Annotated in this window: 18 protein-coding genes and 3 other annotated features; of the genes, 6 read left to right on the forward strand and 12 right to left on the reverse strand. The window is 36.5% G+C overall.

Going from position 1 to position 16,544, the window contains the following annotated elements; translation table 11 throughout:
- Window positions 1-5 precede the first annotated feature (5 nt).
- Window positions 6-1,040: a phenylalanine--tRNA ligase subunit alpha gene (pheS, locus tag K5S59_RS22690; protein ID WP_000388217.1), complete on the reverse strand. Its 1,035-nt coding sequence runs from the start codon at window positions 1,038-1,040 to the stop codon at window positions 6-8.
- Between the two features lie 43 nt (window positions 1,041-1,083).
- Window positions 1,084-1,312 (reverse strand) — a binding site (T-box leader).
- 48 nt (window positions 1,313-1,360) lie between these two features.
- Window positions 1,361-2,158 (reverse strand): TrmH family RNA methyltransferase, encoded by a 798-nt coding sequence (locus K5S59_RS22695; protein WP_120450917.1) that lies wholly within the window; start codon window positions 2,156-2,158, stop codon window positions 1,361-1,363.
- An 82-nt stretch (window positions 2,159-2,240) separates the two neighbouring features.
- Here K5S59_RS22695 and sspI point away from each other — a divergent pair, with 82 nt between their 5' ends.
- The 5 genes from sspI to K5S59_RS22720 all read left to right on the forward strand — a co-directional run bounded on the left by sspI (window position 2,241) and on the right by K5S59_RS22720 (window position 5,095).
- Complete coding sequence (sspI, locus tag K5S59_RS22700) at window positions 2,241-2,450, forward strand: small acid-soluble spore protein SspI (RefSeq protein ID WP_000009509.1); 210 nt, start codon at window positions 2,241-2,243, stop codon at window positions 2,448-2,450.
- A 176-nt stretch (window positions 2,451-2,626) separates the two neighbouring features.
- The gene (locus K5S59_RS22705; RefSeq protein ID WP_098872288.1) at window positions 2,627-3,184 is read left to right on the forward strand and encodes an HD domain-containing protein; all 558 of its coding nucleotides are present in this window, start codon (window positions 2,627-2,629) and stop codon (window positions 3,182-3,184) included.
- A 289-nt stretch (window positions 3,185-3,473) separates the two neighbouring features.
- Window positions 3,474-4,187: a CPBP family intramembrane glutamic endopeptidase gene (locus tag K5S59_RS22710; RefSeq protein WP_098259097.1), complete on the forward strand. Its 714-nt coding sequence runs from the start codon at window positions 3,474-3,476 to the stop codon at window positions 4,185-4,187.
- Between the two features lie 141 nt (window positions 4,188-4,328).
- A complete protein-coding gene (locus K5S59_RS22715) occupies window positions 4,329-4,700 on the forward strand; it encodes a DNA-binding protein (RefSeq protein ID WP_098872287.1) in 372 nt (123 codons plus the stop codon).
- A 38-nt stretch (window positions 4,701-4,738) separates the two neighbouring features.
- On the forward strand, window positions 4,739-5,095 hold the full coding sequence (locus K5S59_RS22720) for a hypothetical protein (protein ID WP_000467060.1): 357 nt from the start codon (window positions 4,739-4,741) through the stop codon (window positions 5,093-5,095).
- A 23-nt stretch (window positions 5,096-5,118) separates the two neighbouring features.
- Here K5S59_RS22720 and K5S59_RS22725 read toward each other — a convergent pair whose 3' ends face one another.
- Both K5S59_RS22725 and K5S59_RS22730 read right to left on the reverse strand, forming a co-directional pair.
- Window positions 5,119-6,918, reverse strand: a complete 1,800-nt coding sequence (locus K5S59_RS22725) for a DHA2 family efflux MFS transporter permease subunit (RefSeq protein ID WP_000094776.1) — start codon at window positions 6,916-6,918, stop codon at window positions 5,119-5,121.
- Between the two features lie 12 nt (window positions 6,919-6,930).
- Window positions 6,931-7,584 carry an HlyD family secretion protein gene (locus tag K5S59_RS22730; protein ID WP_001071407.1) on the reverse strand — a complete coding sequence of 218 codons (654 nt, stop codon included), beginning with the start codon at window positions 7,582-7,584 and terminating at the stop codon, window positions 6,931-6,933.
- A gap of 297 nt (window positions 7,585-7,881) precedes the next feature.
- Here K5S59_RS22730 and K5S59_RS22735 point away from each other — a divergent pair, with 297 nt between their 5' ends.
- Window positions 7,882-8,499, forward strand: a complete 618-nt coding sequence (locus K5S59_RS22735) for a TetR/AcrR family transcriptional regulator (protein WP_000023671.1) — start codon at window positions 7,882-7,884, stop codon at window positions 8,497-8,499.
- Between the two features lie 40 nt (window positions 8,500-8,539).
- Here K5S59_RS22735 and K5S59_RS22740 read toward each other — a convergent pair whose 3' ends face one another.
- The 8 genes from K5S59_RS22740 to dnaI all read right to left on the reverse strand — a co-directional run bounded on the left by K5S59_RS22740 (window position 8,540) and on the right by dnaI (window position 16,513).
- On the reverse strand, window positions 8,540-9,625 hold the full coding sequence (locus K5S59_RS22740) for a M42 family metallopeptidase (protein ID WP_000163547.1): 1,086 nt from the start codon (window positions 9,623-9,625) through the stop codon (window positions 8,540-8,542).
- A gap of 69 nt (window positions 9,626-9,694) precedes the next feature.
- A complete protein-coding gene (locus tag K5S59_RS22745; protein ID WP_000365056.1) occupies window positions 9,695-10,186 on the reverse strand; it encodes a dUTP diphosphatase in 492 nt (163 codons plus the stop codon).
- A 470-nt stretch (window positions 10,187-10,656) separates the two neighbouring features.
- Entirely contained in the window at window positions 10,657-11,013 is a 357-nt protein-coding gene (gene rplT / locus K5S59_RS22750; protein ID WP_001138364.1) for a 50S ribosomal protein L20, read from the reverse strand.
- A 37-nt stretch (window positions 11,014-11,050) separates the two neighbouring features.
- Entirely contained in the window at window positions 11,051-11,251 is a 201-nt protein-coding gene (gene rpmI / locus K5S59_RS22755; protein WP_001125946.1) for a 50S ribosomal protein L35, read from the reverse strand.
- A gap of 21 nt (window positions 11,252-11,272) precedes the next feature.
- Window positions 11,273-11,776, reverse strand: coding sequence for a translation initiation factor IF-3 (gene infC / locus K5S59_RS22760; RefSeq protein WP_000973214.1), 504 nt, complete (start codon window positions 11,774-11,776; stop codon window positions 11,273-11,275).
- Between the two features lie 62 nt (window positions 11,777-11,838).
- Window positions 11,839-11,959, reverse strand: a sequence feature (ribosomal protein L20 leader region).
- A 210-nt stretch (window positions 11,960-12,169) separates the two neighbouring features.
- Window positions 12,170-14,107: a threonine--tRNA ligase gene (thrS, locus tag K5S59_RS22765; RefSeq protein WP_000786073.1), complete on the reverse strand. Its 1,938-nt coding sequence runs from the start codon at window positions 14,105-14,107 to the stop codon at window positions 12,170-12,172.
- Window positions 14,108-14,154: 47 nt separating this feature from the next.
- Window positions 14,155-14,383: a binding site (T-box leader), on the reverse strand.
- A gap of 31 nt (window positions 14,384-14,414) precedes the next feature.
- Window positions 14,415-15,296 carry a putative sporulation protein YtxC gene (gene ytxC, locus K5S59_RS22770; protein WP_000569620.1) on the reverse strand — a complete coding sequence of 294 codons (882 nt, stop codon included), beginning with the start codon at window positions 15,294-15,296 and terminating at the stop codon, window positions 14,415-14,417.
- A gap of 278 nt (window positions 15,297-15,574) precedes the next feature.
- Complete coding sequence (dnaI, locus tag K5S59_RS22775) at window positions 15,575-16,513, reverse strand: primosomal protein DnaI (protein ID WP_000400114.1); 939 nt, start codon at window positions 16,511-16,513, stop codon at window positions 15,575-15,577.
- Window positions 16,514-16,544: the final 31 nt, after the last annotated feature.

Below are 16,544 nucleotides of genomic sequence, written 5' to 3' on the forward strand. Positions count from 1 at the left end.
TTCCCTTACGCTCGTTTGAATTGTTGTAAGAAACGTACATCATTTGTATAGAAATGACGAATGTCATCTACGCCGTATTTCAACATTGCGATACGCTCTGCGCCCATACCGAATGCGAAACCTTGATATTCTTTTGAATCATAACCAGCCATTTCAAGTACGTTCGGGTGAACCATACCTGCGCCTAAAATTTCGATCCAGCCAGTTCCTTTACAAGTGCCGCAACCTTTGCCGTGACACATCATACAAGAAATATCCATCTCTACAGATGGCTCTGTGAATGGGAAGAAACTTGGACGAAGACGGATTTCACGATCTTCACCGAACATCTTTTTCACGAATACTTGTAGTGTACCTTTTAAGTCACTCATGCGAATGTTTTTATCAATTACAAGACCTTCAATTTGCATGAACTGGTGTGAATGCGTCGCATCATCATCATCGCGGCGATACACTTTACCAGGACAAATAATTTTAATCGGGCCTTTTTCTTTATTATTTTCCATCGTACGTGCTTGCACAGAAGATGTATGTGTACGTAGTAACGTTTCTTCTGTAATGTAGAATGTATCTTGCATATCACGCGCTGGGTGATCTTTCGGTAAATTTAATGCTTCGAAGTTGTAGTAGTCTTTTTCTACTTCTGTTCCTTCAGCTACTTCATAACCCATACCGATGAATACATCTTCAATTTGTTCGACAACAGCTGTTAACGGATGATGACAACCTGTTTCAACAGGACGACCTGGTAGTGTAACATCAATTGTTTCAGTAGCTAACTTCGCTTCAATTACTGCTTTTTCTAAGTTACCAATTTTGTCGTCTAAACGCGTTTGAATCGCTTCACGTACTTCATTTACTAATGCTCCCATACGTGGACGCTCTTCTGCTGATAATTTTCCCATGCCGCGTAATACTTCTGTAATTGGACCTTTTTTCCCTAAATACGCTACGCGTACGTCGTTTAAGCCCTTTAGCTCTTTCGCTTCTTCAATAAGCTCTAACGCTTTTTGCTTTAGCTCTTTTAAACGTGCTTCCATTTGGAACCCTCCTAATTTTAAAAATAAAAAAACCTCGCTCCCAAAAAGGGACGAGGTAAATTCGCGGTACCACCCTAAATTGACAGAACAAGTCTGCCCACTCATTAGTTATAACGATCAATTCTGACCGGAACGCCTTTACATATACATGGTCCTGGCGTCAACTCCAGAGGTGAATTCACTTCCGTCTACCATAAGAATGCTTTCAGTCTAAGGCATTCTCTCCCTATATGGCGATTTTGTAAGTTACTTTTCTCTATCAACGTTTTTCGTTATTTAACTTTTAATATAATATACTTCAACTTATTATAAGAAGTTTTTTATTTGTTCGCAACTGGGCTTTGCAAATAATACGTTAAAATCCCTGCTGCAACCGCAACATTTAATGATTCTGCCCCGCCGTAAATCGGAATATACAAGTTTTGATCCGTTTTTGCAAGAATTTCTTGGCTTACGCCGCTTCCTTCATTTCCTACAATCAATGCAAAACTACCAGCTGGTGTTACTTCACCATACGGAACTCCATTTTCAAGAGCTGTTCCATATACAGGAACGTTGTTTTCTTTTAACTTGTCTACCCATTCTTCTAAGTTACCTTTTACAACTGGTAAATGGAAAATAGAACCTTGTGTAGAGCGAAGCACTTTACTATTATATGCATCAACGCATCCTTCTCCAAGCACAACGGCATGAATACCAGCTGCATCAGCTGTACGAATAATTGTCCCTAAATTTCCTGGGTCTTGAAGGCCATCTAATAAAAGAAACTTACCATCTGCAAGAGCTACTTCACTCTCGTGTTTCTCACAAACAGCAAACACACCTTGCGTCGTTTCTGTTTCACGAAGTATCTTTACGATTGCTTCAGGTACGATATACATTTCCACATCATCAACTGTCCAATCTTTCGGAAGATCTGTCTGATCAGAAACGATAAGTTCTGTTACAACTCCTGCTGTTAAAGCTTCCTCGACTAAGTGGAATCCTTCTACAAAAAATAAACCTTTTTTATCGCGCTCTTTTTTCGTCTGCAGCTTTTTCCACTGCTTCACACGCGGATTTTGTACTGAATCAATGTTTTTCATAATATGTATTTCCCTCTCTTCTTGTCTTATCATTATAGCCTATTTTTCATACATATTTACATAAAAAAGAACAAAAACTAACGTCAGTTTCAATTCTGAAGAAGAGGTGAAAGCAATGAGTTTTAATTTACGTGGTGCTGTATTAGCAAATGTATCTGGAAATTCACAAGACCAATTACAAGAAACAATTGTCGATGCAATTCAAAGCGGTGAAGAAAAAATGCTTCCAGGTCTTGGTGTTTTATTCGAAGTCATTTGGAAAAACGCTGATGAAAATGAAAAGCACGAAATGTTAGAAACGCTAGAGCAAGGATTAAAAAAATAAGCAATTTGAAAATCACCTTCGCATAAGCTAAGGTGATTTTTTTGCGGAAAATTTTTTTCTTCTCCTAAACATTTCTACTTTACTAACGCTACCCGGATGGAGTACAATGTTCAAAATACATTTAAACCGATCGATTTTCTTCACAGACACCATTAGATAAAAGGAGTGAATGTTTTATGCAACGTATTACGCTTGAACAAGTTTTTAAACACCACATTACACAAAAATATGTAAACCGTTCTGGAATGGTCCACGCGATTGCTGTCGCTTACCATGCGTTTCACTTAGCGAAAAAGCATCATGCCTCAGTCGATGCTGCAACAAAAGCTGGTTTCCTTCATGATATGGGACATCATACTTGGTACACAGGCGGCGAATGGGACTATGACTTATATAAAAAGAATGATATCCATGCAATTAAAGGCGCTGAAAGAGCTCATAAGTTATTAATCCGATTAGGCGAACATCCGAAACAAGCCAAAGAAATTTCTGTTGCAATTCTATTGCATACTGATTCTTTCCTAGTAGAACAATCAATTGAAAGAACACCTCTACAAAACATTATTAAGTGGGCAGATGAAGCAGACGAAGAACCAGGCGGCGCACACCACTATCGAACTATCTCTTATGAAAAAGCACTAAAAGCAATTCAGCAGTTAGATCGATTGGTAGAGCGTGAATTACAAATAGAGCAATCAAAATCGAATAACAAGGCAGAACATAGTTATCAATGAGAAAGAGGCATCACTATAGGGTGATACCTCTTTTATTATTTTATGGAAAATACACCTTTACCCCGCATTAACGGGCAGTAAGACCCCCACCTCAAAATTCAGCGGAAGTAAAGAAATTAGGTAGGGGAATCAACTGCCCGTAAAAGCCCGATTGGTTCAACTAATAATCAGTGTGGGATGAACCTCCCCACTGATTAAAGTTTCACTTTATATGTAATATTTAAATGTTACATATAAAAACAAAATACTTTATAATTAAATATACAAATATAAAGAGGTGATTTTATAAATGCAACCCGCTACACAACTTTCTAATGAACAGAAATACTCTATGTCATGGGGACAATTTATTAGCTCCGTTTTATTCGCTTTTTTCGGAACCGGACTTATTACTGTGTTCCTCACAATGCCCTTAACAATTTATACAGCAGGTCTTACAGATAAAAAACAAATTGCCCTGTATGAATCTATCGTAAATACTACAAGTATCGTATTACAACTAGCCGTGTTGTTATTCTTCATTTTTAAATTCGAACCCGCAAAAAAATTACTACTACAATCATTTAACTTTAAAGCACTTAAAGAATGGCGTACATACGTATACTTACTTCTCTTCTTCGCTATAAACATTATACTCAATTACATCTTGTTAAATTATGTGTTCCAAGACGCAACAAAACAGCAATCTTCCGCATTAAACTTAGACGTTTTTAAGCAGTATCAAATATTATTACTTATCGGTTTCGCAATACTTACACCAATTTTTGAAGAGCTTATTTTCCGTGGCTTTATACTTCGCTTCTTCTCAGAGCGCTTTCCATTTTGGATTGCAGCCATCATAACAAGTTTCTTCTTCGGTATCGCTCATACATACTCACTTGGAGTAATGGTAATTACTTTCTTCATGGGATTATTAATGGCTATTTTATGTAAAAAAACAAAATCCATTATTCCAGCTATGTTATTCCATATTATGAATAATACGTTAGCATTCTTGAGTTAAAAAGAGGTATCATTGCGATACCTCTTTTATTAATTCGTATTGTTACTTCTCATTTCTATCAATTTATACATATTTATTAATAATACCTAAAATAAACCTCATGTAGTAAAATATAACTGATTACATAGAAGGAGATTACATATGTTGAGCTTACTTTGGGTTGTTTATATGCCACTTCTTGTTTTATGCGGATTTTTCGGTGGTATTTTTTTAATTGTTACTAGCGTGAAGCACCGTAAATTATTTGTCGGTTTAATGGGGCTACTTAGCTTTTCCTTTGTCACACTACCTTTTGTTTTTTGGGGCATGGGAGTGGAGAGCACTACAACCCTCCCTATTTCAACTACTTTATATTGGATACTGTTTTCTTTAACTGGATTATTGGCAGGATTAAGTGGATTACAAGCAAAAATTAAAAGTATACGTAATATGGGATTCATTATTTTTATCGCTGGTATGTTAGGGGTTATCTTCTGGTTACTCATGACTGTAGGTGATTCATACTATATATAATAGTTTTTAGAAACCGATAAATTGGAGGTAATACAAAAGTGTTCGGAATATTAACTTGGATGATTTTAGCTCTTACTTTGATGTTATGCGAGCTCATCGTCGGCATTTTTTTAATTATTGCTGGCATGAAACACCGTAAATTACTTACTCTTATAGCAGGTTTAATTAGCATATTACTTATCGTTGTTCCTATCATTTGTATAGGTTCTGGAATAGATTTAGAGGGGATTGTTCCAATTTCAGGAACTTTATATTGGTGCTTCTTCTCTTTAGCTGGACTATTAGCTATTATAAGCGGAAGACAAATATCGAGTATTCGTTCTATGGGGACGATTTTAGTTATAACAGGGCTGTGCTCCGTAACTGGTTATCATCTTTTATATCTAACTGCATAAAAAAGCACAAAAAAGCAGGGAAATTAATTCCCTGCTTTTCTATTTGGTTTATTGCCTGATGGTAAGAAGAACGATAACACCCAAGCAATACCTGCGAGTATCGTTGCAATTAAGAAGGCATCGTTAATACCGTTAATTGCAGATAGCTTTGAAATTTGTCCGAATAATAGTTGCGTGCTCATCGCATCTCCTGCTTGAGCTGATCCGGCAATCGCTGCTAAACTTTGGCCCATACCATGTACTTTATCAACTAAAATTGGGTTTGACGTCGTTAACATGTTGCCGTAATCTGCTACGTGAGCAGTCGTTTGTTGCGTCATAAGTGTAATTAATATCGCTGTTCCAATTGAACCAGCTACTTGTCTTGATGTATTTTGCGTTGCTGTACCGTGAGAAATTAATTTCATCGGCAGTGCGTTCATACCAGCTGTCATAATTGGCATCATAATGAATGACATACCAATTGAACGTATAATATAATCCGTCATAATAACGCTATATGGTGTATCCATCGATAACGTTGTGAATTCATATGTCGCAAACGTTGTAATGGCTAATCCAACAATCGCTAACGGACGAATACCATATTTATCAAATAGTTTACCTGCAATAGGTCCCATGATCCCCATAATTAATGATCCTGGAAGTAATAATAAACCTGATTCTATCGGTGTGAAACCGCGAATGTTTTGCAGATATACCGGAAGCAATAACATACCTCCGAATAATGCCATCGTAACGATTGCATTAATTACTAAAGTAAACGTAAATACCGGATATTTAAACACTTGTAAATCAAGCATTTTATTGTCCGTTGTTAACTCTCTCCAAATAAATAATGCTAACCCAATTACACCGATAACAAGTGAAATAATAACTTCTGCACTAGTCCAACTATTATTTCCAGCTTCACTAAATCCGTACAATAAGCTTCCTAGTCCAATACTTGAACTAACAACACCAAATATATCTAATTTCGTTTTAGATACTGGCTGAGCTAGTGTAAAGAATTTTAAAGATAGGAACGTAATAATTAAACCGATAATAAACATCGCATAGAACATTAAGTTCCAGCTGTAATTTTCAATTACCCAACCTGTTACAGTTGGTCCGATAGCTGGAGCTAAAATCATCGCTACACCTAGTAATCCCATCGCCGCTCCGCGCTTATGAGGCGGGAACAACGTCATGAAGATATTCATACCAACCGGCATTAAAATACCTGCTCCAACCGCTTGAATAACGCGGCCTGTCATCATCATCGTAAAGTTTCCTGAAGTAGCACAAATGATAGATCCTACCGTGAAGAATAACATTGCCGCTACAAATAATTTACGGTACGTAAATCGTGAAACCAAAAAGGCACTAATCGGTACTAAAATACCATTCACAAGCATGAAACCGGTAATTAACCATTGTGCTGTTGAAGTTGATACGTTAAATTCATTCATTAACGGAGGCAATGCAACGTTAATGATTGTTTGGTTTAAAATAGAAACGAACATGCCAAGAATTAATACAGCTACAACTGCTTTTACGTTCACATTCTCTACAGGCGTAGACATTTGTTTTTTCGGCACTTCATTTTCTTGTTTTACTTCTTCTTGCTTTCCGGTTTCTAACTCAACTACATTAGAAATTTCCTTTTCTTGCTTTCGTTCTATTTCTTTCTCTTCTGTTTCTACTTTACTTACTTCTATTTTATTTACGGCTGGGACTTGTTCTTCTCCCACGTTCGTTTTTTTCTTTCGTAAAAGACGATTTACAAGGAAGAAGACGATTATACAAAATAGTGCATATCCTACAATTGCAATTGAGGACATCTCATCTCCCCCTTACTTATGAATACGAACTGACACATTCATTCCAGGAACAATATTTACTGATTTACTATGATCTAAAGAAATTTTAACTGGTACTACTTGTGTTACTTTCGTATAGTTCGCTGTTGCGTTGCTTGATGGTAACATAGAGAATGTGTTCGCTGTTGTTAATCCGACTTGCTCTACTTTTCCTGATAACGTTGTATCTGGGTATGCATCTACATACACATCTACGTCTTGACCTTTTTGTACATCGTCAACATCTGTTTCTTCAATGTTTGCTGTTACCCATAAGTTGTTCATATCAAATGCATAAGCAATTGGGCTACCTGCTCCAACGAAAGCATTTGTCGTCGCGTTTGATTGTACAACTGTTGCATTTTGCGGAATTGTTACATCTACTGTTTGTTCCCCATTTGCTGCCGCTACAGTCACAGCACCTAATTTATCGTTCTCATTGTAATTCTTACCTACTTCAGCTTTCCAGTCAGTTAATTTACCTGCTACTGGTGATGCAATCGAAATTACCTTTCCATCAATTTTTGCATTGTCTGTTTTCAAGTAATTTTCCGCTTGATTGTAATAATAATAACCGCCAATACCGCCGCCAACTAGTACAATTAATGTGATAATGTTGATAATCACCATTCTTCGAAACTGATTCATTGCATTCCTCTCCTTATATCGCATATAATTTTTTTCTAAACTATTTACGTCCTTATTGTTTAGATTGTTTAATTGTTAATTATATTAACCTTTAAACAAAAAAATCACACCATTTACAGCGTAAACGAGAATATGTCTACCTGCGAGCGGTGCTGATTTCTGAAGGACTATCGTTTATAATTATAAATAATTATTTTGAAACTACAACCGACAATTTCCGTATGAAATGTCGCTTAAACAACAATATAATACCATCGTGTTGTTTAAGTATAAAAAATTAAACGAGGAGAAGTAACAATGTCTATTAAAAATACAAATGATCCACGTGTAAAGCGGACGAGACAACTCATACAGGATGCTTTTGTCGCTTTAGTAGGCGAAAAGGGCTTTGAAAATGTAACTGTTCAACATATCGCAGAACGCGCTCCTGTAAATCGTGCTACGTTTTATAGTCATTACCATGATAAATATGACTTATTAGACAAAAGCATTGAAGAAATGTTAGAGAAGCTAACAGAAGTTATTAAACCCAAAAATAGAAATAAAGAAGAGTTTCAACTTACATTTGATTCACCAAATCCAACCTTTCTAGCCTTATTCGAACATATTGCAGAAAATGCGAACTTCTATAACGTTATGCTTGGTGATAAAGCTGCTGGAAACTACTCTTATAAAATGATGAAAACAATACAAACTCATTTAACATTAAGCTTATCTATTTCACAACCAGATGATAAAGATCTTATGGTTCCTCGTGATATTTTAATTAGCTATGTAACAGGGGCTCATATCGGGATGATTATGTCATGGTTAAAAAGAGGGATGATATATACTCCGCATTTTATGGCCATGCAATTAACTCGTTTAATTATTTTAGGAGCTCATACTGCCGCTGGATTAGAGAGACCTTTTTAAAACATAAAAAAGCGAAGGAGAGACTCCTTCGCTTTTTCTATTAATTAAATGTAATGTTATGTACAGCCTCTTTATCAAGACGTTTAATAACTTCTACAATTAACTTCACTGCATTTTCATAGTCATCACGGTGTAACATTGCCGCATGAGAATGAATGTAGCGCGTTGCAATCGTAATTGCCATAGACGGAATACCATTTACAGCAATGTGAATTGCACCTGCATCCGTTCCACCGCCCGCTACTGAATCATATTGATATGGAATTTCTAATTCGTCAGCAACATCAACTACAAAGTCACGTAAACCAGTATGACCAATAACAGACGCATCATATAAAATAATCTGTGGTCCATCACCCATTTTACTTTGCGCTTCTTTTGCCGTTACACCAGGCGTGTCACCAGCGATACCAACATCTACTGCGAACGCGATATCTGGTTTAATATAGTTTGCAGATGTTTTCGCACCACGAAGACCGACTTCTTCTTGTACAGTCCCTACGCCATATACAACGTTTGGATGCTTTTCATCTTTTAATTGTTTTAATACATCAATTGCAATTGCACAACCGATTCGGTTATCCCATGCTTTTGCAAGTAACATTTTTTCATTCTTCATCACTTGGAATTCAAAGTAAGGTACAACTTGATCTCCTGGTCGTACGCCCCACTCCATTGCCTCCTCTTGGCTAGAAGCACCAATATCGATGAACATGTCTTTAATATCAACTGGCTTTTTGCGCGCTTCTGGAGGTAAGATGTGCGGTGGTTTTGAACCAATTACACCTGTTACATCTCCTTTACGCGTTACAATTGTCACGCGCTGCGCAAGCATAACTTGTGACCACCAGCCACCAACTGTTTGGAAACGAAGGAAACCTTTGTCATCAATTTGCGTAATCATAAAGCCAACTTCATCTAAATGACCTGCAACCATAATTTTCGGGCCATTTTCTTCCCCTACTTTTTTCGCAACTAAACTTCCTAAATTATCAGTAGAAAGTTCGTCCGCAAACGGCTCAATATATTTCTTCATTACTTCACGTGGTTCACGCTCGTTACCCGCAATACCACGTGCATCTGTTAATTCTTTTAGCATTGTCAATGTCGCGTCTAATTTTGTCATTGCCAACACCCTCCTTTTTCTTCAGTCACTTCATTATACAAAAGGAAACTGAAATATTCAAAAATTAAATTAGTATCCTTGTGTTTGACGCTCATGATTTACTTCGTTTTTATCTAAATATGCCTTTTCAATCTCTTCTTGTTCAAACTCTAGCGCCTGTCCAAGTCGAAGGTAGCTTGTAAATAATTCAATATAGTTCGTAATAGATGGTTGATCTGTAAAGCGAATCACCTTCGCATATGTGTCTAAGAAAATTTCTACTTGTGTTTTATTCGTTTGTGCACATTTATAGAATAGGAAGTTTTTATCAATACCTAAATCAATTCCGATTGATAAAATAAAATGCAAACCATCTACGTATTCTTCTAATATTACTTCACGTTCTGATGCTGGTTTGTTGCTCCAATATTTAAAACAACGTGTTTCATTTGCAAGTTCTCCAATTTCTACAAGAAGAGCTAACATTTTTTCTTTTAACAATTTTTTCGGTTGTAAGTCATGCTCTTTCACAATACGGTCATCTAATTCTTTTTGTAATTTAAATAGTTGTAGTAAGTCCATTCTATTGTCCTCCTCCAACATCGCATTTTACGCAACAATGTTGTTTCATCTCAAAGTTCATTATTATTTTTCGTTTCTTATTAATAAGTCAGCCATTTATCTCTTTACAAAATAGCTTGTCCTTAATTTACAAATACGTTTCAATCATCACTATTAGATTGTTCACTCCGATTGGTGATAGTTAATCATTATCCGGGGATTGTCCACTGATAAAAATTTTATTTTATCTGATGAAAGTTCCATATCATCTTTCCATTATAGCAGTGTCGTTTCAGGTAGGAAAGATACTCTTCTTTCCAAAGGGAGATAATTGAAAAAAGCCAGGAGAATTCTCCTGGCTTCATATATATATTCTTCTATATCGCTATAGCTTTTATATTGATTTTGTCATATCCATAACGACATACTTCCTTTTGCATACAAATAAAAAAACCTTAGAAGAAAAATCTTCTAAGGTTTCAACTAATTAATTAGTTAATGTTGTTTTTTGCAACTGTTGCTAATTCAGCGAAAGCTTTTTCGTCATGAACAGCTAAGTCAGCAAGCATCTTGCGGTTAACTTCGATGCCAGCATTTTTAAGACCGTGCATTAAGCGGCTGTAAGAAAGACCATTCATACGAGCAGCTGCGTTGATACGTGTAATCCATAATTTACGGAAGTCACGTTTCTTTTGACGACGGTCACGGAATGCATACATTAGAGATTTCATAACCTGTTGGTTAGCAACCTTGAATAATGTACTCTTAGAACCGTAGTAACCTTTTGCTAATTTTATAACTTTTTTACGACGTTGACGAGTAACTGTACCACCTTTTACTCTTGGCATAATATTACCTCCTAATTGTTCTATATATCAGCCGAACTTATTTTAAGTTGTCAAGCATTTGACGAATGCGTTTGAAGTCACCAGCGCTTACTACACCAGCTTTACGTAGTTTACGTTTAGCTTTTGTAGATTTGTTAGCGAATAAATGGCTTGTGTAAGCGTGAGAACGTTTCAGTTTACCTGATCCAGTCTTTTTGAAACGCTTTGCAGAGCCGCGATGAGTTTTTTGTTTAGGCATAGGTATTTCCTCCTCTATCTATTACTTATCGTTTTTCGGTGCTAAAACTAAGAACATACTACGTCCTTCCATTTTAGGCTTAGATTCAATTGTACTAACTTCAGCACAAGCTTCTGAGAAGCGATCTAAAACACGTTGACCGATTTCTTTATGAGTAATGGCACGTCCTTTAAAGCGAATTGACGCTTTAACCTTGTCGCCTTTCTCTAAAAACTTGATAGCATTACGAAGTTTTGTGTTAAAGTCGTGTTCATCAATTGTTGGACTTAAACGAACTTCTTTCATGCTAATTACTTTTTGATTTTTGCGCTGTTCTTTTTCTTTCTTCTGTTGCTCAAAGCGGAATTTACCGTAGTCCATAATGCGGCATACTGGCGGTTTCGCATTTGGAGCAACTAATACTAAATCAAGATTAAGATTTGCAGCTAAGTCTAAAGCGTCATTACGAGACTTGATTCCAAGTTGATCGCCATTTGCACCAACTAAACGTACTTCACGTGCACGAATTTGCTCGTTAATCATCATATCCTTGCTAATAGTAAGCCACCTCCAAGGTTTTTTCAGAACATCTTTTGTAGTCATAGAACCCGACAAAAAAAGTGCGGGCATACGACACCCACACTTGTAAATTCTTAAGTAAGAAATACATTTACCTGTAAACTGCGAATGCGTCCATCAGGTGAGAAGCGGGTGCTTCTACTTGTTCCACAAAACAATATTCTATTATCCTTGATGAGTTTACCATAGGACATGACGTCTGTCAAGAAGACGCGATGTGTTTTACTAACAACAAGAAATATTGTAACAAACAACTAACATACTTGCAATACTTTTTTATGATAAGTATTGTTTGGTTATTTTTTCTAGTTTTTCTTTTTTATAATACATACGAAAGCCGCGGTATACCGCGGCTCTGTCTTATCGTTTTCCTTCTACTTTAATCATATCAACAAAAGCATCTAATGCGATTGTTTCTGATTTTTGTTCACCGTATTTACGTACGTTTACGCCGTTTTCAGTTACTTCATTGTCACCTACTACAAGCATGTACGGAATTTTTTGCATTTGTGCTTCACGGATTTTGTAACCAATTTTTTCTTCACGAGTATCTAATTCAACACGGATACCAGCACGGCGTAGTTCATCTTGCACTTTCTTCGCATAGTCTAAATGTACTTGCGGAGAAACTGGAATTACTTGTGCTTGAACTGGAGCTAACCAAGTTGGGAATGCACCTTTGTATTCTTCAATTAAGAAGGCTACGAAACGTTCCATAGTTGATACAACACCACGGTGAATTACAACTGGACGATGTTGTTTACCGTCTTCACCAACATAAGCTAATTCAAAGCGTTCTGGAAGTAAGAAGTCTAATTGTACAGTTGAAAGTGTTTCGTCTTTTCCAAGAGCAGTACGAACTTGAACGTCAAGTTTTGGACCGTAGAATGCCGCTTCACCTTCAGCTTCATAGTAATCAAGACCCATTTCATCCATAGCTTCTTTTAACATACCTTGTGCTTTTTCCCACATCTCGTCATCAGCATAGTACTTTTTAGTATCAGCTGGATCACGATAAGATAAGCGGAATGAATAGTTCTCTAAACCGAAATCTTTATACACTTCTAGAGTTAAGTTTACAACACGTTTTAACTCTTCTTTAATTTGATCTGGGCGAACGAAAATGTGCGCATCGTTTAAAGTCATTCCACGTACACGTTGTAATCCAGATAACGCACCTGACATTTCATAGCGGTGCATTGTTCCAAGTTCCGCAATACGGATTGGTAGTTCACGGTAACTGTGAATATCATTTTTATAAACCATCATGTGGTGAGGGCAGTTCATTGGACGAAGAACTAACTCTTCATTATCCATTTCCATTGATGGGAACATACCATCACGGTAGTGATTCCAGTGACCAGAAGTTTCATAAAGCTCTCTGCTTCCTAGTACTGGAGTGTATACGTGATCATAGCCTAAGCTTGCTTCTTTATCAACGATGTAACGCTCGATAATGCGGCGGATAGTTGCACCTTTTGGTAACCAAAGTGGTAAACCTTGTCCTACTTTTTGGCTATTAGTAAATAGTTTTAATTCTTTACCTAATTTACGGTGATCGCGCTCTTTCGCTTCTTCAAGCATACGTAAGTGCTCATCTAATTCTGCTTTCTTAACGAATGCAGTACCGTAAATACGTTGTAGCATTTTATTATTGCTATCGCCGCGCCAGTAAGCACCCGCAACGCTTAATAATTTAAATACTTTAATTTTCCCTGTAGATGGAAGGTGAACACCACGGCAAAGGTCGAAGAATTCGCCTTGCTCATAGATTGAAATAACCGCATCTTCTGGAAGATCGTTAATTAAATCTAATTTCAACTCATCGCCGATTTCTTCAAAGCGACGAAGGGCTTCTGCACGTGGTACTTCATGACGAACGATTTCTAAGTTCTCGTTCACGATTTTTTGCATTTCTTTTTCAATTTTCTTGAAGTCTTCAACTGTAATTGCTTCTTCCATATCAATATCGTAGTAGAAGCCATTTTCGATTACTGGACCAATACCAAGCTCAAGCTTAGCATCTTTATATAAACGTTTTAACGCTTGCGCTAAAAGGTGGGCTGTTGAATGGCGTAAAATGTATAAGCCATCTTCAGAATCTAATGTAATAATAGAAACTGCACCATCTTCTTCAATTGGTGTAACAAGATCGATCATCTCATCGTTTAATTTTCCAGCCACAGCTTTTTTCTTTAAGCCTGGGCTAATAGAAGCTGCGATTTCTTCAGTTGTTACGCCTTTTGGAAACTCCTTCACAGCTCCATCAGGGAAAGTAATTTTAACTACATCTGCCATCACTGGTCACTCCTCTTTTTTTCAAAATAAAAAACACTCATCCCGTAAAAAGGGACGAGTGTTGAATTCGTGGTTCCACCCTTGTTCCAATTAACCTTATTGTTAATTGCTCAAGTTCAACATAACGGTGTTGTCCGTTAGCAATTACTAGAAAAACCGTTCACTGCTAAAGTTTAGAGGTGGTAAGTAATAATCCCGTACTAGGAAGCTCACACCCTAAGGCTTCCCTCTCTGAAAATCGTAGAAAACTACTCATGTCCTCATCATGACATTTCAATATATTTCATTTATGTAGGTAATTATATGCTCAAAAACTTAGAAAATCAAGGGCGTTACCTTTATTTTTTAAATTTTTCACATTGCGCTCAAACTCATGTAATCCATGTAATTGGACCCGTTCTTGAAATACATTTCGCAAAGTAATAATCATATTATGGTCTTGTTCTTTCGTATATAAATAAATTTTTTTCGGCGAAATAGAGAGAAGTGGTGCAATTACTTTCGTATCAATATATACATCCTTTTGCTTTAATAATTCCTCATCTATATATTGGACCAATTTCTCCTGTTTTAAACGTCTACCTTTATCATCATAGAAAATAAAACTTTCATCAAAAATAAGATGCACACAGGACAAACGCGATTTTCGGCTACGCACTTGTTGCCTTAGCGTCTCAATAAACATTTGATATTCTTGTTCCAACTTATACTCATCAATCGACACTTCAGCAAGCTTAGCTACCATTTCCCTATATGTACGAAGGCGAAAACGAACATATGATGAAAACGAGAACGAAAGCGGATCACAAAGCCAGTTATTTAAAGAAGATTTAATATACGATTCAAATGTATGACGTGTTAATTCATGAGCAATCCCTTTTCTTCTTCCTTTTAAAATCTCTTGTGCCATATGCAATATTTGATGACACTCTTCCTCTTCTTCATAAAAAAACTTTTCTTTTAAGATTGTATACATCCACTCATTTTGCTTTACATTCACAATGAAATATACCATGACTGGCAATAAAATCTTTTCAATATAATTCGATTCACATACTGGTATGTGAATCACCACTTTTTGTTCCTGTAAATACACACTCGTTTCCTTATATAACAGTTCCGCCCTTTTCAGTAGTTGTCTATATACATGCATAGCATCATTTTTTTCTTCGAAGCAAATTTCAATCACTTTTGTCCCCCCTTTTATCCCTGCTCTAAAGGATTGTATCTATACGTTACAAATCCTATAAGAGTCCGTCCCGCGTGAAGTTCACTCTTAGTAGAATTACATTTCCTATCGTTAGAAGATCCACTCGATATGGCTTGCTAATTTTATATATATTAAGGGAGGGAGAAAAAAATGATACAAGCTACAATGAATTTTCCATAAGAACTTTTCGTTTTACAATTCACCTAGTCTAAAAAGTGTTCAAAACGAAAAAAAGAGCAAGCTTTTCAGCTTACTCTTTACTTATGACGTCGGTTTTTCCCGCCAATTGGAATTGGCTTCGCTAAATATTTAATTCGTTCCATAATACGTGCTGCTTTCATTTGTTCTGCTTCACCACGCTGTGTATACGTTAAATGATGTTCCAATTCCTTGAAATCAAAGTTAGACGTAAAGAACGTCGGTAAGTTTTCTAACATACGGAATTGCAAAATTGCACCAAGCACATCGTCACGTACAAAGCTTGACATCGCTTCTGCTCCGATATCATCTAGCATTAAAACTTGTACGCGTTTCACCGCATCAATCTTTTCCCCAATCGAATTATCTTGAATCGAACTTTTAATTTCACGTAAAAATTCTGGGAAGTATACGAGCATCGAACTGATTTTCTTTTGAGCAAGCTCATTCGCCATTGCTCCTAACAAATACGTTTTCCCTACACCAAATTTACCGTACAAATATAAACCTTGTACTTTTTTACCAGGTTCATATGTACTTAAAAATTCATTAGCTGCACCAATTGCATCAATACGCGCATCTAAATCTGAAGGATCTAAGTTTTCCATCGTTGCCTGTAAAATGTCAGTTGGCATATATACACTTTGAACGAGTTTTTCATATTTCTTTCTCTCGTCATATGCTACTTTTCTCACGCAACGATCGTATTGAATATCAATCATCTTCCCCTGAATAACGAGCTTTGGCTCATATCCTTGCAGCATGTTTTTACACGAACCTAAATCCGGACAATCTGCGCAACCTACACTTTGTCCGATATATTCGTATAACTTCACAAGGCTGCGCTCAATCATAGAAGTTGTTACTTCACCTTGATGTTCGTCTATAAATTCTTTCACACGCGGATGTGCCATTACTTCCGCCTTTAATACTTCATATCTATTTTTAAAATTTTTATTTTCCATTAACTTTGCAAATGAATTTTGAATATGCTCCATTTTCTCACCTCAAAGAGCGTTCATTCTCTTC

Origin of the sequence: Bacillus sp. BML-BC051, assembly GCF_019656175.1 — a bacterium.
In the GTDB taxonomy this organism is placed as follows: Bacteria; Bacillota; Bacilli; order Bacillales; family Bacillaceae_G; genus Bacillus_A; species Bacillus_A mobilis.

Coding starts and splice junctions, on each gene's coding strand:
- infC (WP_000973214.1), bottom strand. CDS start 11,776: ATGATGATTAACGAGCAAATTCGTGCACGTGAAGTACGTTTAGTTGGT.
- K5S59_RS22730 (WP_001071407.1), bottom strand. CDS start 7,584: ATGAATCAGTTTCGAAGAATGGTGATTATCAACATTATCACATTAATT.
- dnaI (WP_000400114.1), bottom strand. CDS start 16,513: ATGGAGCATATTCAAAATTCATTTGCAAAGTTAATGGAAAATAAAAAT.
- sspI (WP_000009509.1), top strand. CDS start 2,241: ATGAGTTTTAATTTACGTGGTGCTGTATTAGCAAATGTATCTGGAAAT.
- K5S59_RS22705 (WP_098872288.1), top strand. CDS start 2,627: ATGCAACGTATTACGCTTGAACAAGTTTTTAAACACCACATTACACAA.
- K5S59_RS22735 (WP_000023671.1), top strand. CDS start 7,882: ATGTCTATTAAAAATACAAATGATCCACGTGTAAAGCGGACGAGACAA.
- K5S59_RS22715 (WP_098872287.1), top strand. CDS start 4,329: ATGTTGAGCTTACTTTGGGTTGTTTATATGCCACTTCTTGTTTTATGC.
- K5S59_RS22745 (WP_000365056.1), bottom strand. CDS start 10,186: ATGGACTTACTACAACTATTTAAATTACAAAAAGAATTAGATGACCGT.
- rplT (WP_001138364.1), bottom strand. CDS start 11,013: ATGCCAAGAGTAAAAGGTGGTACAGTTACTCGTCAACGTCGTAAAAAA.
- thrS (WP_000786073.1), bottom strand. CDS start 14,107: ATGGCAGATGTAGTTAAAATTACTTTCCCTGATGGAGCTGTGAAGGAG.
- pheS (WP_000388217.1), bottom strand. CDS start 1,040: ATGGAAGCACGTTTAAAAGAGCTAAAGCAAAAAGCGTTAGAGCTTATT.
- K5S59_RS22695 (WP_120450917.1), bottom strand. CDS start 2,158: ATGATAAGACAAGAAGAGAGGGAAATACATATTATGAAAAACATTGAT.
- K5S59_RS22710 (WP_098259097.1), top strand. CDS start 3,474: ATGCAACCCGCTACACAACTTTCTAATGAACAGAAATACTCTATGTCA.
- K5S59_RS22740 (WP_000163547.1), bottom strand. CDS start 9,625: ATGACAAAATTAGACGCGACATTGACAATGCTAAAAGAATTAACAGAT.
- rpmI (WP_001125946.1), bottom strand. CDS start 11,251: ATGCCTAAACAAAAAACTCATCGCGGCTCTGCAAAGCGTTTCAAAAAG.
- K5S59_RS22725 (WP_000094776.1), bottom strand. CDS start 6,918: ATGTCCTCAATTGCAATTGTAGGATATGCACTATTTTGTATAATCGTC.